The 13,692-nt window shown below is 52.4% G+C and carries 15 protein-coding genes; 11 read left to right on the top strand and 4 right to left on the bottom strand.

The features are described 5' to 3' along the window. The first annotated feature begins 17 nt into the window (after positions 1-17). From HQN87_RS20055 to HQN87_RS20065, 3 genes are all read left to right on the top strand, one after another. The gene (locus HQN87_RS20055; RefSeq protein ID WP_173136988.1) at positions 18-1,154 is read left to right on the top strand and encodes a zinc-dependent alcohol dehydrogenase; all 1,137 of its coding nucleotides are present in this window, start codon (positions 18-20) and stop codon (positions 1,152-1,154) included. Between the two features lie 157 nt (positions 1,155-1,311). After that, complete coding sequence (locus tag HQN87_RS20060; RefSeq protein WP_173136990.1) at positions 1,312-2,226, top strand: DMT family transporter; 915 nt, start codon at positions 1,312-1,314, stop codon at positions 2,224-2,226. Positions 2,227-2,279: 53 nt separating this feature from the next. Next, positions 2,280-3,122: a class I SAM-dependent methyltransferase gene (locus tag HQN87_RS20065; RefSeq protein ID WP_173136992.1), complete on the top strand. Its 843-nt coding sequence runs from the start codon at positions 2,280-2,282 to the stop codon at positions 3,120-3,122. Between the two features lie 90 nt (positions 3,123-3,212). Here the strand turns inward: HQN87_RS20065 and HQN87_RS20070 are convergent, their stop codons facing one another. Beyond that, positions 3,213-4,097, bottom strand: coding sequence for a LysR family transcriptional regulator (locus HQN87_RS20070; protein ID WP_173136994.1), 885 nt, complete (start codon positions 4,095-4,097; stop codon positions 3,213-3,215). Between the two features lie 259 nt (positions 4,098-4,356). On the opposite strand from HQN87_RS20070, the gene HQN87_RS20075 reads away from it, so the two are divergent. From HQN87_RS20075 to HQN87_RS20100, 6 genes are all read left to right on the top strand, one after another. Next, entirely contained in the window at positions 4,357-5,301 is a 945-nt protein-coding gene (locus HQN87_RS20075) for a phosphate ABC transporter substrate-binding protein PstS family protein (protein ID WP_173136995.1), read from the top strand. Positions 5,302-5,398: 97 nt separating this feature from the next. Further along, the gene (pstC, locus tag HQN87_RS20080; RefSeq protein WP_173136996.1) at positions 5,399-6,301 is read left to right on the top strand and encodes a phosphate ABC transporter permease subunit PstC; all 903 of its coding nucleotides are present in this window, start codon (positions 5,399-5,401) and stop codon (positions 6,299-6,301) included. After that, positions 6,298-7,194: a phosphate ABC transporter permease PstA gene (gene pstA, locus HQN87_RS20085; protein WP_173136997.1), complete on the top strand. Its 897-nt coding sequence runs from the start codon at positions 6,298-6,300 to the stop codon at positions 7,192-7,194. The genes pstC and pstA overlap by 4 nt, the downstream gene beginning before the upstream one ends. A 47-nt stretch (positions 7,195-7,241) precedes the next feature. Continuing rightward, positions 7,242-8,018 (top strand): phosphate ABC transporter ATP-binding protein PstB, encoded by a 777-nt coding sequence (pstB, locus tag HQN87_RS20090; protein ID WP_173136998.1) that lies wholly within the window; start codon positions 7,242-7,244, stop codon positions 8,016-8,018. A 150-nt stretch (positions 8,019-8,168) separates the two neighbouring features. Then, positions 8,169-8,897: an MBL fold metallo-hydrolase gene (locus HQN87_RS20095; RefSeq protein ID WP_173136999.1), complete on the top strand. Its 729-nt coding sequence runs from the start codon at positions 8,169-8,171 to the stop codon at positions 8,895-8,897. Next, positions 8,890-9,474 (top strand): TetR/AcrR family transcriptional regulator, encoded by a 585-nt coding sequence (locus HQN87_RS20100; RefSeq protein WP_173137000.1) that lies wholly within the window; start codon positions 8,890-8,892, stop codon positions 9,472-9,474. Before HQN87_RS20095 ends, HQN87_RS20100 begins: the two co-directional genes overlap by 8 nt. Before the next feature lie 37 nt (positions 9,475-9,511). Here the strand turns inward: HQN87_RS20100 and HQN87_RS20105 are convergent, their stop codons facing one another. After that, positions 9,512-10,171, bottom strand: coding sequence for a helix-turn-helix transcriptional regulator (locus tag HQN87_RS20105; RefSeq protein ID WP_173137001.1), 660 nt, complete (start codon positions 10,169-10,171; stop codon positions 9,512-9,514). A 230-nt stretch (positions 10,172-10,401) separates the two neighbouring features. Between HQN87_RS20105 and HQN87_RS20110 the strand changes: the two genes are divergently transcribed. Together HQN87_RS20110 and HQN87_RS20115 are read left to right on the top strand one after the other, a co-directional pair. Continuing rightward, on the top strand, positions 10,402-10,761 hold the full coding sequence (locus tag HQN87_RS20110; RefSeq protein ID WP_173137003.1) for a HesB/IscA family protein: 360 nt from the start codon (positions 10,402-10,404) through the stop codon (positions 10,759-10,761). Between the two features lie 110 nt (positions 10,762-10,871). Next, positions 10,872-11,564 carry an AlkZ-related protein gene (locus HQN87_RS20115; protein WP_367272756.1) on the top strand — a complete coding sequence of 231 codons (693 nt, stop codon included), beginning with the start codon at positions 10,872-10,874 and terminating at the stop codon, positions 11,562-11,564. Positions 11,565-11,730: 166 nt separating this feature from the next. Here the strand turns inward: HQN87_RS20115 and HQN87_RS20120 are convergent, their stop codons facing one another. Both HQN87_RS20120 and HQN87_RS20125 read right to left on the bottom strand, forming a co-directional pair. Then, positions 11,731-11,904 carry a hypothetical protein gene (locus HQN87_RS20120; RefSeq protein WP_173136928.1) on the bottom strand — a complete coding sequence of 58 codons (174 nt, stop codon included), beginning with the start codon at positions 11,902-11,904 and terminating at the stop codon, positions 11,731-11,733. Positions 11,905-12,434: 530 nt separating this feature from the next. Then, complete coding sequence (locus tag HQN87_RS20125; protein ID WP_173137006.1) at positions 12,435-13,664, bottom strand: aminopeptidase; 1,230 nt, start codon at positions 13,662-13,664, stop codon at positions 12,435-12,437. Positions 13,665-13,692 lie beyond the last annotated feature (28 nt).

The raw sequence follows: 13,692 nt of genomic DNA on the forward strand, positions 1-13,692 counted from the left end.
AAGGAGTGACCCCAACTATGAAGGCAGTAACCTACCAGGGTAAAAAGAAGGTCGAGGTTAAGGAAGTCGCCGATGCGCGGCTGGAGAAGAAGGATGATATCATTGTACGAATTACCTCAACGGCCATTTGCGGATCGGACCTGCATATCTATAATGGAGAAATTCCCGGCATGCATGATGATTACATTATCGGGCATGAGCCGATGGGGATTGTTGAAGAGATCGGTCCGGAGGTGACCAAGGTGAAGAAGGGGGACCGGGTGATTATCCCTTTTAATGTAGCCTGCGGACAGTGTTACTTCTGCCAGCATGAGATGGAGAGCCAGTGTGATCACGCCAATGAGGCCAAGGATACCGGCGGTTATCTGGGCTATTCCGATTCTTATGGCGGTTTCGCGGGAGGACAGGCTGAGCTGCTGCGTGTGCCTTACGGCAATTTCGGGCCTTTTGTCGTCCCGGAGGATGCTGAAATGGAGGATGAGAAGCTGCTGTTCCTCTCGGATATTGTGCCTACCGCCTGGTGGGGCGTCGAGAATGCCGGGGTGAAGCCTGGGGATACGGTGATTGTGCTTGGCTGCGGTCCAGTAGGCCTGCTGACTCAGAAGTTCGCCTGGATGAAGGGCGCCGCCCGTGTCATTGCTGTAGACTATATCCCCTACCGGCTGCAGCACGCGAAGCTGACCAATAATGTGGAGATTGTGAATTTTGAAGAAACGAAGGACGTTGAGCTGTACCTGAAGGAAATCACACGCGGCGGGGCAGATGTGGTCATTGACTGTGTAGGCCTCGATGCCAAGAAGACGGTTGTAGAAAAAGTAGAGACCGCCTTAATGCTACAGGGCGGTTCCCTGGGCGCTTTCCGCATCGCGTCAGAGGTAGTCCGCAAGTTCGGTACCATTCAGCTTGTGGGAGTATATGGGCTGAACTATAACCTGTTCCCGCTCGGTCATCTGTTTGAACGCAATATTACGCTGAAGATGGGACAGGCACCGGTCATTCATTACATGCCTCAGCTGTATAAGATGATTAAGGAGAATAAGTTCGATCCCACAGATATCATCACCCACCGGCTGCCGATCAGCAGAGCGGAGCATGGGTATAAGGTATTTCAGGAGAAGGAAGAGGACTGCATCAAGGTAGTGCTTAAGCCGTAGGCTGGAGCAGCTTACACAGGATATAGACTGATAAAAGGCAAGGAACCTGTCTTTGGGCAGATTCCCTGCCTTTATTCGTGAAAATATGCTGCTTTTTTCGGCAAATTGCGTTAAATTAACATAATGAGTCTTACAACCAATGAAAGGGCGTTCTGCTATGCGTACCAACAAACCGCCCGTTCCTGTTCCTCTGCTGATGGTGATCGGAATTGTGGCTATTTCATTCTCTTCGATCTTCATTAAATGGTCGTCTGCTCCAGTGTCGGTCCAAGGGATGTACCGGCTGCTGTTCACCTCGCTGCTGATGCTGCCGTTCGCCCGTCCTTATAGCGGCGCAGCTTGGGCGCTGCGGCTGAAGGATTGGCTGCTGCTCGGAGTCTCCGGTGTAATGCTGGCCTTTCATTTCCTGCTCTGGATGGGCTCGCTGAATTATACTTCGGTGGCCAGCTCGACGATGATCATGGCCTTGGAGCCGTTATTCATTATGCTCGGTGCATACATACTGTATAAAGAGCGAAACAGCCTCTCTGCCATGCTGGGTATGGCTATTGCCATTTTCGGGGTAGCCTTTATCGGCTGGGGGGATATTGGGCTGTCCGCCGAGAATCTGAAGGGTGACCTGTTATCGGTGGGCGGAACGGTTGCAGTAGCGGCACATCTGCTGATCGGACAGAAGCTGGTGGCACGTATGCCCTCGTATCTGTACAGCCTGATTGTGTTTATCTCTGCGGCTATCGTATTTGCCATCTATAATCTCGTAACCGGCACGCCGTTCTTCGATTATCCGGCCCGGGAATGGGGCATCTTTGTCCTGCTGGCGGTAGTGCCCACTGTCTTCGGCCATATTCTGTTTAACTGGCTGCTGCAATATGCGTCGGCAACGACCGTCTCGATGAATATCCTCGGAGAGCCTGTCGGCGCAAGTATTCTCGCGTTCCTGCTGCTGGGTGAGCAGCTCAGCCGTCTACAGTGGGCGGGAGGCGTGCTGGTAATGGCCGGGCTGGGCGTCTATCTGTATGCCGGGCGCAGGAAGACGGCCAAGCTTCAGGAAAGTCTGCCGAATGCGTCATAAGGGCAGCACCGTGGCTTTGATTAACTAGAACATAACTAAAGGGGTAACGAGCAATGAATGAACAAGATCAGAATGAGAACGAACCCGCAGGACTGGACGGCGGGGCTGCTCCTTCCAGTGAAGAATTGTGGAATGAGGATACTTATGCAGCCTGGACGGCCCGGTTCGGAACCCCTGCCGAGGCAGCGGGGAAGCTGGCCGCAGATCCTGCGGGGAAGCTGTTTCCGCTGAACCGCTATTTCGGTGAAGTGAAGGGCCGCAGGATCATGAATCTGATGGGCTCGAACGGCATGAAGGCCGTGGCGCTCGGGCTGCTTGGGGCGGAAGTCACCGTAGCCGATTTCTCGGAGGCCAATGCCCGGTATGCGAATGAGTTGGCGCAGGCGGCCGGGGTGCAGCTCACCTATATTGTGTCGGATGTGCTGGCCCTGCCTGAAGCTGTGCTCGACAACACCTATGATCTGGTATTTGCGGAGATGGGGATTGTGCATTATTTTACCGACCTGGCTCCGTTCATGGCTACAGTACAGCGTCTGCTTGCCCCGGGCGGGACGTTCGTCCTGCGGGATTTCCATCCGGTAACGACGAAGCTGATCTCCTCCAAGGGTTCAACGGCCAAGGTGCGTAAGCATAAGGTAAGCGGAGATTATTTCGATACGGCGCTTGAAGAGAAGCAGGTGTCTTATTCCAAATACATGCCATCCTCAGGAGCCGCCGCAGAAGCAGACAAGCCGAACACAGTCTACTGGCGGCGCTGGACACTGGGCGAGATTGTTACGGCAGCTGCGGCTGGTGGACTGATCATACAGGAGCTGGCAGAGGAGCCCAACCTGTCGTCGGATGTCTACGATAAGGGAATTCCCAAGACCTTCACCCTGGTAGCAGGAAAAAGATAAGCTTCACTTCCAGACGGTATCTTGGCCGCGCAGTTACATTCCTGCGCGGCGGGGATACCGTTTTGTTTTGTATATCCGCCTGTTGTTGGATCAGTCACCAGCCGCCATCTCCGCAAAAGCCTTCTGCAATGGAGAAAGTGTATAATCCTTGCGCCAAGCCAGCACAAACGCGCCGTCTCCGGGATGAATTCCCGGCAGCCCGGCATAAGCAAGACGCCCCGCAGCAACCTCGGCGGCAATCCCCGATTTAGAGAAGATACCCACCATTCCGCCTGTATACAGCATGCCTTTGACAGCCTCCGGCGAGCCCAGGACTGCGTGATTCCATACTCTCACGTTATTCAGCTGCGCCCATTGGTCTGAGATTCCGCGCAGGTAGGAGGCGGCTTCATGCTGAACCCAAGGCTCGCGCGCTACATCTTGCGCGGTAAGCTCCGGCAGAGCGGCCAACGGATGCTCTGGAGCAAACACCAGCACCGTCTCATCCGGGGCGATCACTTGGGTGTGGAAGGAATCATCCTGGCCTTCTGTACTATGCAGCACCGCGAGCTGGATCTCCCGGCTGCGCAAGCGCTCCCGGATGACGTCATCCGGCAGCACAGACAAGAAGACATCGATCCCGTTATGCTGCGCTGTGAATTGAGACAGCAGTTTGGGCACAAGATAACTGGCAGGGATATCACTGGCCGTAAGCTCCAGATTCCCCGAAGCCAGCGAGGTGAACTGCTTGACGGTCCGCTCCGCTTCTGCGGTCAGCGAGACAATGCGGACGGCATACTGATACAGGGCGCGGCCGGCATCCGTCAGCAGCACCCGGCCGCTCCGGTACTGGAACAGGGAAGCGCCCAGCTCACTCTCCAGACTCTTCATGTGGAAGGAGACGGTAGGCTGCTTAAGATCCATCTCGGCGGCTACGTCTGTTACTTTTTTATATTTTTCAATGAGGACTAAGATTTGTAACTTTACAAGGTTCATGAGGATTCCTCCGTGGATGTGGCGATAAGCTGCTGATTGTTGATTCAATATAGAATATATCTATAACACTATACAAATTATATTATAACTTTTATCTTCCGTTTTACAAACTCAGGACTTTTATCTAACGAACGGGCCCTAGAATAAGAAGAGTCAAGAGACGCCAATAGAAATGCAATCATGCTTCCCAAGCGAGCTTTGTACGAAGCAGGACAGAATGCAGCAGGGCACTCACCAAACCTTAGGAGGAACAAAAACAATGCAATTCAGAAAATCGTGGATCATGGCTTTGGCTCTTACAAGTGTAGTAGCACTTTCGGCATGCGGTAACGGGGGAAATAAAGCTACAACCAATAACGGAGGAAATACACCGGCTGCAACAAATACAGAATCCGGCAGCGGTGCTAAATTAAGCGGTTCGATCCTGGCTTCGGGCTCCACAGCCCTTCAACCTCTCGTAGAGCAGGTAGCTGAGTCATTCATGAATGCCAATGCAGGCGTGGACATTCAGGTTCAAGGCGGCGGCAGCGGAACTGGCTTGACCCAAGTCTCTGAGAAGCAAGTGGATATCGGGAACTCGGACGTATTCGCAGAAGAGAAGCTGAAGGATGCGGCTAAAGCGGCAGAGCTGGTGGATCATCAGGTGGCTGTTGTAGCGATTGCGGCAGTAAGTAATCCGGCAGCAGGCGTTGACAGTCTGACCAAGCAACAGCTGGTTGATATCTTCACCGGCAAAATTACGAACTGGAAAGACGTTGGCGGTGCCGACCAAGCGATCCAGATCATCAACCGTCCGGCAAGCTCAGGTACACGTGCTACCTTCGAAAGCTTTGCCCTTGGCACCAAAACGGAAGATCAGAAGGGTTCGATCCAAGAGGATTCTTCCGGTACGGTTAAGAAAATGATCGGCGAAACGCCGGGCGCTATCGGTTACCTGGCACTGTCCTACCTGGATGATTCCGTAAAAACACTGAATTACGACGGTGTTGAGCCTTCTGTAGATAATGTAATTGCCGGTAAATATCCGGTGTGGGCTTACGAGCACATGTACACCAATGGTGAGCCGAATGAAACGGTAAAAGCTTTCCTCGACTACTTCCTGACGGACGAAGTGCAGACGGGCGACGTAGTAGAGCTTGGCTACATCCCGGCTTCCAAAATGCAGGTATCGCGTGATGTTGCAGGAACCGTAACCCCTAAATAATATTCATGGATTCACTAAGTACCATCCATTAGAACTTCAGTGTGATTAGAGGCGGATACTTTCTGCCTCTCTTTTCACTTTAGAAAGAGGGAGCAACTTGAGGGTGAAATCAAAAAATTCGCGGCTTGAAAAACATCATATAGAGAATTTAGTCGGACGCATTTACATGTCCTTTTGCGTGCTGCTATTGGTTGTCATTATTGTATCCATGGTCTATTTCGTAGCCTCCAAAGGGATTGCCAACTTTGTTAACGGTGAAGTGAAGATATCTGAATTCCTGCTGGGCACCAAATGGGCGCCTGAAGCCGATACGCCTTCCTACGGAGCATTTCCCTTCATCTCCGGGTCGTTCCTGGTTACCCTGCTTGCTGCGCTGATTGCGAGTCCGCTCAGCATATGCGCTGCGCTCTTCATGACCGAGATTGTTCCGGGCTGGGGCAAAAAGCTGCTGCAGCCGGTTATTGAGCTGCTGTCAGGCATTCCATCCGTCGTCTATGGATTCGTTGGTTTAAGCGTCATTGTGCCTTTTCTGCGGGATACGCTGCCCGGTCAGGGCATCGGGGTTGCTGCAGGCGCGCTAGTGCTGTCGGTCATGATTCTGCCGACCATTACCAGCGTGGCTGCAGACGCGCTTGCTTCTTTGCCGCAAAACTTGAAAGAGTCTTCCTTTGCGCTCGGTGCCACACGCTGGCAGACGATTTCCCGGGTCATTCTCCCGACGACCTTTCCGGCTATTATGACAGGGGTTGTACTTGGTATGGCCCGTGCATTCGGCGAGGCCCTTGCCGTACAGATGGTTATCGGTAACGCACCCTTCATACCACACTCATTGTTCGAGTCTGCATCCACGCTCACCAGTGTAATCACGCTGGGTATGGGCAATACGACGATGGGTTCACCGCAGAACAACGCGCTATGGAGTATGGCGCTGGTGCTGATGCTGATGACCTTTGTATTCGTACTGCTGGTAAGAATGCTCGAAAGGAGGAATAAAATTTGAAGCCGAGAACTGCTGACAAAGTAGCCACTGCCGTTATCGTAACGTTTGCTTTACTCATTGTAGCCATCCTGATTAGCTTGCTCGGATATATCCTGATCCGCGGGATGAATCACATCAGCTGGGACTTCCTGACTTCCGCACCGCAGAAGATCCGCGCAGGCGGAGGGGTCGGGCCACAGCTGTTCAACTCTTTGTTCCTCCTGGTGCTGACCCTGATTATCACCGTGCCTCTGGGGCTGGGTGCAGGAATCTTTATGGCTGAGTATGCCCGTCCCGGCAAGCTGACGAACTTCATCCGTCTGGTTGTGGAAGTATTGTCTTCCTTCCCTTCAATTATCGTCGGCCTGTTCGGCCTCTTGTTAATCGTCAACACCTTCAATCTCGGATTCTCTCTGATCTCCGGAGCACTCGCGCTAACCTTCTTCAACCTTCCGCTGATGGTGCGGATCACGGAGCAAGCGTTCCGTACAGTGCCCAAGCAGCAGAAGGAAGCCGGGTTCGCACTCGGTTTATCCAAATGGAAAATTGTGACCTCGGTATTGCTCCCGGTAGCGCTGCCGACCATTATTACCGGTACGATCCTCTCGGCCGGACGCGTGTTCGGGGAAGCGGCAGCGCTGATGTTCACAGCGGGGATGAGCAGTCCGCGCCTGGACTTCAGCAACTGGAATCCGCTTAGCCCTTCCTCACCGCTTAATCCGTTCCGTCCGGCGGAGACGCTGGCGGTGCATATCTGGAAGGTCAACAGTGAAGGGCTGGCACCGGATGCGCTGCAGATCGCAGCAGGCGCTTCGGCCGTACTGGTGCTGACCGTACTGATCTTCAATCTGGCTGCACGTTACTTCGGCAGATTCATCTACCGCAAGCTCACCGCATCTAAGAGAATGAACTAGACTTGGATCAGCACAATTTCAATAAAAGTCTGTAGGAGGAATATAAGATGGGAATAGCGGAACCAGTGGTGCGTGAATCGTTTCAAACAGAGGAACTCAGTATTTTTTATGGCACATATGAGGCGGTAAAAGGGATCAGCCTTCCGTTTGCCCAGAATACGGTAACTGCATTGATCGGCCCGTCGGGCTGCGGTAAATCCACCTTCCTCCGGTCACTCAACCGGATGAATGACGATATTTCCGGCTCTACAACCAAAGGCAGCATCTGGATTGACGGAATTGATATTAATGCTTCGGGAACCGATGTAATCAAGCTGCGGCAAAAGATCGGTATGGTCTGGCAGAAGCCGAACCCCTTCTACAAATCAATCTATGACAATATCGCCTTTGGCCCGAAATACCACGGGGTTAAGGGCAAACAGGCGCTGGACGAGATCGTGGAGAGCAGCCTGCGCCGCGCCGCCCTGTGGGACGAGGTCAAAGACCGCTTGAAGGACTCGGCACTGGCGCTCTCCGGCGGACAGCAGCAGCGTCTGTGTATCGCCCGGGCACTGTCGGTGAACCCGCAGATTCTGCTGCTCGATGAGCCGGCTTCAGCGCTTGATCCCGTATCGACCGGCAAGGTGGAGGAGCTGATTAAGGAGCTGAAGGAGGAGCTGCGCATCGTTATCGTGACCCATAACATGCAGCAGGCCGCGCGGATCTCGGATTATACAGCGTACTTCTATCTGGGCTCCCTTGTGGAATATGACAAGACCGAGAAGGTATTCACCAACCCGGAGAATCAGATGACTCAGGAATATATTATGGGCCGTTTCGGCTGAAGCTTAGAGATTCACAGGGCACCATCCATTGCGGGTGGTGTTTTTTTATAAATATAGAATTTATATATTGCACACGATAACTTATTCTTGCAAAACTAATGTAATTAGTTTATATTTTAACTAATGACATTAGTTTTGAGGAGGATTCTTATGAGAGTGACGCAAGAGGGTGATTTGTATCAGCTTACCTGGCTGCCGCGAATTTTTCCGGTGAATTGCTACCTGGTGGAAGAAGAGCAAGGACTTACTTTAATAGATGCGGGGATGTCCTATAGTCTGCAAGGGATTCTGAATCAGGTTGCTAAGATTGGTAAGCCGCTGACTCGGATTATTCTCACTCATGGTCATATGGATCATGTCGGGGCGCTGGATGCGCTCAAGAAGCGGGTTCCGGACGCCAAGGTCTATATCTCGGAGCGGGATGCGGCGCTATTGGCCGGTAACCGCTCACTTAGAGCCGATGAGCAGCAGACCCCTATCAAGGGCAGCGTACCCGGCAAAATAGGTACCAGACCCGATGTACTGCTGCATGACGGTGATACCATCGGCTCCCTGACCGCGATCAGTACTCCCGGACATACTCCGGGATCAATGTCTTTCCAGGATCAGCGCAGTGGAGCCCTGATTGTCGGAGATGCGTTCCAGACCTTCCGGGCAACGGCAGTCTCCGGCAAGAAGGTCCCCTGGTTTCCTTTTCCGGCCATGGCGACCTGGAGTCTGGATCAGGCGCTGAGGAGTGCGTACAAGCTGATTGATCTGGCCCCTACCATACTGGCTGTAGGCCACGGGGATCTGCTGAGGGACCCGGCAGAGGCTATGAAGCAGGCGGCGGCAGAGGCCGGGAGACTGGTTGGGGAAGGGGCACAGGTGCATGGCTAGAGCAGGACTGGATAGACACACGCTGGTACTGGCCGCAGCAGAGCTGGCAGACGCACACGGAATGGAGGAAGTTACGCTTGCTGCGCTGGCCGCCAAGCTGGGCGTACGTTCTCCGTCGCTCTATAATCACATTAACGGACTCCCGGGGTTGCGCACACTGCTGGCGGTGCATGGTCTGGAGCGGCTGTATGAGGTCATGTCTGCGGCAACGGAGGGTGTCAGTGGAGAAGCTGCGGTTCATGCCATGAGCCAGGCCTATATTGGATTCGCCAGGCAGCATCCGGGACTGTACCAGACGACCCTAAAAGCACCGGAGCAGGGAGACACCACTCTGGAAGCGGCAGGGGGGAAGATCCTGTCACTGATCCTCCAGGTGTTATCCGGCTTTGGGTTGGACGAGGAAGGGAAGCTGCATGCTGTCCGGGGACTACGGAGTATTCTGCATGGCTTCTCGACTCTGGAGCAACAAGGCGGCTTCGGAATGCCGCTGGATCTAAGTGTCAGTCTTACCAGGCTGATCCGCACTTATATTGCCGGAATCCGCTGTATGGGAGCGGAAGCAGACAGCCCGGAATGAAATAAAGAGCAATCTCCAAGTGAGGTTGCTCTTTTGGTTACGGCTTATTTTGCCTAACGGTGTAGACGCAGTTTCTTCCTCCCTTTAGGATGTACTCCCCCCGTTCAATATGAACATCATCCCCTAGAACCGTTTGGAATAAATGTAACTCATTCTTACATAACCCGGTACACACAGCAGCAGCTTCACAGATCGGACAATGCTTCTCGATGAATAAGAGACTGCCATCCTCCTGCTCCTTAACCTCGGCCATATAACCTTCATGGGTGCGAATCTCGGCCAGTTTCTCCAATTTCTCTCTAACCTCCGCTGCGGCGCCAAGATGCTGAAGATATTGTTTCTGCATTTTTTTATTTCGAACATCCAGCAGCTTGTCCAGCCCTTCATTGCCAAAAGCTTCCTTCATCGAATGGATGAGACTGATGGATAAATCCGAATATCCGCTTGGGAAAAAACGATTAGCCGCGGGAGTTAATATCCACAGCTTGGTGGGGCGGCCCATGGGACGGGGCTCTACCACATTCGTAACCAGTCCTTCTTCTTTCAGCGCATTCAAATGCTGACGAATAGCCATTCCTGACAACGAAAATTGAGAGGAGAGTGCTACAACATCCATGCCTCCGCGCTCCTTCAACAGATCAATGATCGCTCTTCGGGTACTGATGGAGACATCCTTTTTGATTTGATTCCGGCTCATGGTGCACCTCCTTTTTGAAGCAACTGAATCTGCATCTCTCCCTACATTTTAAACAAAAATGTTGACAAAGTCAAAGCTGGACTGTAGCGTAGACATTATAAACCAAAATGTTTACTAAGTATCCGGAACTATGAACTTACACCAAAGGGAGCGGCTCTCGCTACATTCATACCCTGTTTAATCGAATGGGGTACCACAAACTAAATTAGGCTTGTACAGGAGGATTGAAGATGAACGTTGAGGTCAGTGAGCTGGCATCAGAGAAAATCGCCGAAATCTTATTGAGCGCAAATACCCGGGATTCTTTTCTTAGAGTAGGTGTTGAAGAAGGGGGATGCAGCGGATTGTCTTATACCCTTGTCTTGGATGAGCAGCACACAGAGGAGGATATGGTATTCAATAAAGATAAATTCAGTATAGTCGTTCACACGAAGAGCATTCCCTATATTGATGGTCTTGAAATTGACTATGAAGAAAGCGGAATGATAGGCGGATTCACTATGAATAACCCTAATGCCAAAGTCTCCTGTGGATGCGGGGCCAGTTTTAGAATGGCTAACTATCGGGGGGAAGTTAAAAAATGTGATTGATTTTTAAACAAAATCTCCTAATGAGCATCGTTCAGGAAGTGAATTTGCTCATTTATAGTGATAAGCTTAATCTGGTGTACAAGCCAGATTGAACTAGGAGGCGGAATTACGTGGGCAGAACAGAGAAGCATGAAGGCGTGACTACCTTTGAGGAGATGGCTGAGGTTGTCGGCAGGCTGGGAATTGTACCGCTGGCATCCCTGATCCCGGAGCATCCGTCCGTGAACGGGCTGACGCTGGCGGAGAATTGGCATACCGATACAGAGCTGGACCCTTGGGGATGGCGGGTCAGATTTCCCGGAGAAGGGTTAGCCGGATACGGAAAGTTCATCAAGAAAAAAGCTGTCCTGGTATCCCGCGGGTGGCTGCCGGCTTATCTGGCAGCGGCCGGGCCTCAGCAGTCTCTGGAAGAACGGTATGAGAGCGGTCTTGCCACTAGAGAAGCGCTGACGCTGCTGCAGATTATCCGGGCCAACGAAGGGATAGAGACACGCCAGCTGCGTTCGATAGCCGATATGAAAGCCAAGGAGAAGAAAACAGCGTTCGACAATGCGGTAACGGAGCTGCAAGGGTCTCTGGACATTGTGATCTCGGGAGTCAAACAGCGGCTGAATGCGGACGGGGAGCCGAACGGGTGGAACAGTACCTCGTTTGAAACTGCGGGGCACTGGATGAAGGAAGCGGGAATTCAGCCCTTCGAAGGAACCAGGGAAGAAGCGGTCACGTGGCTGCGTTCTGGAATGGACGGTAGCTGGGCGCCGGAAGCCATTGCCTGGATCAGCAAAGTGCACGGCTGGAAATAAAAGTGCAGGGCTGAAAAAAACGATAACGGCAGTCTCCGGGTTTATCCCGGGGGCTGCTTTTTTTAGCTTCTACTTGAAGAAATAAAAACGGCTAATCCATCTCCCGCAGGAACAGACTGGCCGTAAGCGCTTACGAAACTGCTTGTATGTTGAAGCTGGAGCAAGCTTATAGCATAGGGGCGAGGTAGGCAATCAGGAAATACAAGAAGCCGAACAACAGCATAATATAGGCAGTATACTTGATTGCGTCGGAGGCCACGATACTTAAGTCTTTGGGAGCCTGGACTTCCAGACGTTCCTGTTCAGTCGAATCCACTTCCTGGTTATAAGAATCTTTCATCGGGATTCCCTCCTAATATAAGTGTTTTGGTAAGCATAAGCTTCCTTAGTCGCTTCGGCCAATCGGCATCTGGCATTGGAAGGATACGCAATAAGTTTGGTGTGCGGGACTTGTAAATACTCTTCTTAATTGTATTGTGACATATTTGTGAATTAAATTCAACAATATTGTGAATATTTTTGGACACAACTTCAAATTTGGGCACAAGCAAGACAAACAGCCACCCCGGGTCCAGAGGCGGCTGTTTGTTTTTGATGTGAAAATCAGGATAGTATGTCTATTGTACTTTGTACATTAGCTGATCTCTTAAAGCCCCGGAAAAATGAATCTATTGCACTCTGTACACTAGAATTTTGTGAAAAGGGGGTTTTTAGGCCATTATCCGGAAATCTATTGTAGGAAATACAACAGAAGGTGTCAAAGCAGGCTATTCAGCAAATTCTATTGCAGGAAATGCAATTACACCAAAAGCCCCGCCAGTCTCATATGAGAAAGGCGGGGCCATCTTACCAGATTACAGGTGCACAGGCTTAAGCCCAGTCCCCGTTACGGAAGACGGGTTCTGCCGAACCGTCATCGGCAATCCCGTCGATATTCATCTCCGGCGAGCCCATCATGAAATCGACATGAGTAAGGCTCTGGTTCATGCCCCGCTCGGCCAGTTGTTCCTTGGTCAGGTTGATGCCATCCTGCAAGGTGAAGGCGTAGGAAGCACCAAGTGCCAGATGGCAGGAGGCATTCTCGTCATACAGCGTCGTGTAGTAGAGAATACCGCTCTCCGAAATCGGGGAATGGAAGGGCACGAGAGCTACTTCACCGAAGTAGGCTGCGCCTTCATCCATTGCCAGCAGGGAAGCTAAGGCATCCTGGCCGACCTCTGCGGTATAGTCAGTGACTTTACCGTTCTCCAGGGTCAGGGTGAAGCGGTCGATGATGTTGCCGCCGTAGCTGAGCGGCTTCGTGCTGCGGACAGTGCCGTTCGCTCCAGTCTTCAGCGGAGCGGTGAATACTTCCTCCGTCGGAATGTTCGCCAGGAAGGACATTCCGCGGCTGTTCACCGCACCGGCCTGACACCAGATATGGCCTTCAGGCAATTCGATCGTCAGATCGGTGCCTGGAGCAGTGTAATGCAGCTTGCGGTATTTCTTGGCGTTCAGGAGTTCACAGCGCTGCTTCAGTCCGGCCAGATGGCTGCTCCAGGCTTGCAGCGGATTCTCCTGATCGGCGCGTACAGCCTTGAAGATGGCGTCCCAGAGCAGTTCAATCTGCTTCTCCGGTGCAGCGTCAGGGAATACTTTGGCTGCCCAGGATGGGGAAGGGAAGGCGAGGCCGCTCCAGCTGACATGGTTAGCCATCAGCATCTCACGGTAAGCGGTCATAGCCTGGCCGGCCGTCTTCTGATGGTCGGCGATCCGGCTGGCCTCTACGCCGCTCAGCAGATCCGGGTTCGCCGAGATAATCGTCAGGAACGCAGCGCCGTTCCGCGCCAGGTCCTCTAACTCATCGGCCTGCCACTTCGGCGGCTCCAGGAAGCTCTCGGAAGGCGCAAGATCATAACGGGTGCGGGTGACGAATTCATCGGAATAGTTAACCTTAACGAGCTTCGCGCCTGCTTCATAGGCTTGTCGTACGATCAGGCGGACCAGTTCGGCCGATACAATATCCGCATTGACGACAAGCGTTTGGCCGGGTTGAATATTAACGCCGATTTTTACAGCGAGCAGTGCGTAATTCTCCAGCTTTTGTGTGAAATCCAGCATGGGTTCAGCTCCATTCATGATCTATTGA

The organism is Paenibacillus tritici, from assembly GCF_013204885.1.
Classification (GTDB): Bacteria; Bacillota; Bacilli; order Paenibacillales; family Paenibacillaceae; genus Paenibacillus_AQ; species Paenibacillus_AQ tritici.

Excerpts from the sequence above, each read along its gene's own strand:
- HQN87_RS20095 (WP_173136999.1), top strand. The coding sequence starts at position 8,169 with ATGAGAGTGACGCAAGAGGGTGATTTGTATCAGCTTACCTGGCTGCCG.
- HQN87_RS20120 (WP_173136928.1), bottom strand. The coding sequence starts at position 11,904 with ATGAAAGATTCTTATAACCAGGAAGTGGATTCGACTGAACAGGAACGT.
- HQN87_RS20065 (WP_173136992.1), top strand. The coding sequence starts at position 2,280 with ATGAATGAACAAGATCAGAATGAGAACGAACCCGCAGGACTGGACGGC.
- HQN87_RS20125 (WP_173137006.1), bottom strand. The coding sequence starts at position 13,664 with ATGCTGGATTTCACACAAAAGCTGGAGAATTACGCACTGCTCGCTGTA.
- HQN87_RS20105 (WP_173137001.1), bottom strand. The coding sequence starts at position 10,171 with ATGAGCCGGAATCAAATCAAAAAGGATGTCTCCATCAGTACCCGAAGA.
- pstB (WP_173136998.1), top strand. The coding sequence starts at position 7,242 with ATGGGAATAGCGGAACCAGTGGTGCGTGAATCGTTTCAAACAGAGGAA.
- HQN87_RS20070 (WP_173136994.1), bottom strand. The coding sequence starts at position 4,097 with ATGAACCTTGTAAAGTTACAAATCTTAGTCCTCATTGAAAAATATAAA.
- HQN87_RS20100 (WP_173137000.1), top strand. The coding sequence starts at position 8,890 with ATGGCTAGAGCAGGACTGGATAGACACACGCTGGTACTGGCCGCAGCA.
- HQN87_RS20055 (WP_173136988.1), top strand. The coding sequence starts at position 18 with ATGAAGGCAGTAACCTACCAGGGTAAAAAGAAGGTCGAGGTTAAGGAA.
- HQN87_RS20060 (WP_173136990.1), top strand. The coding sequence starts at position 1,312 with ATGCGTACCAACAAACCGCCCGTTCCTGTTCCTCTGCTGATGGTGATC.
- HQN87_RS20110 (WP_173137003.1), top strand. The coding sequence starts at position 10,402 with ATGAACGTTGAGGTCAGTGAGCTGGCATCAGAGAAAATCGCCGAAATC.
- HQN87_RS20075 (WP_173136995.1), top strand. The coding sequence starts at position 4,357 with ATGCAATTCAGAAAATCGTGGATCATGGCTTTGGCTCTTACAAGTGTA.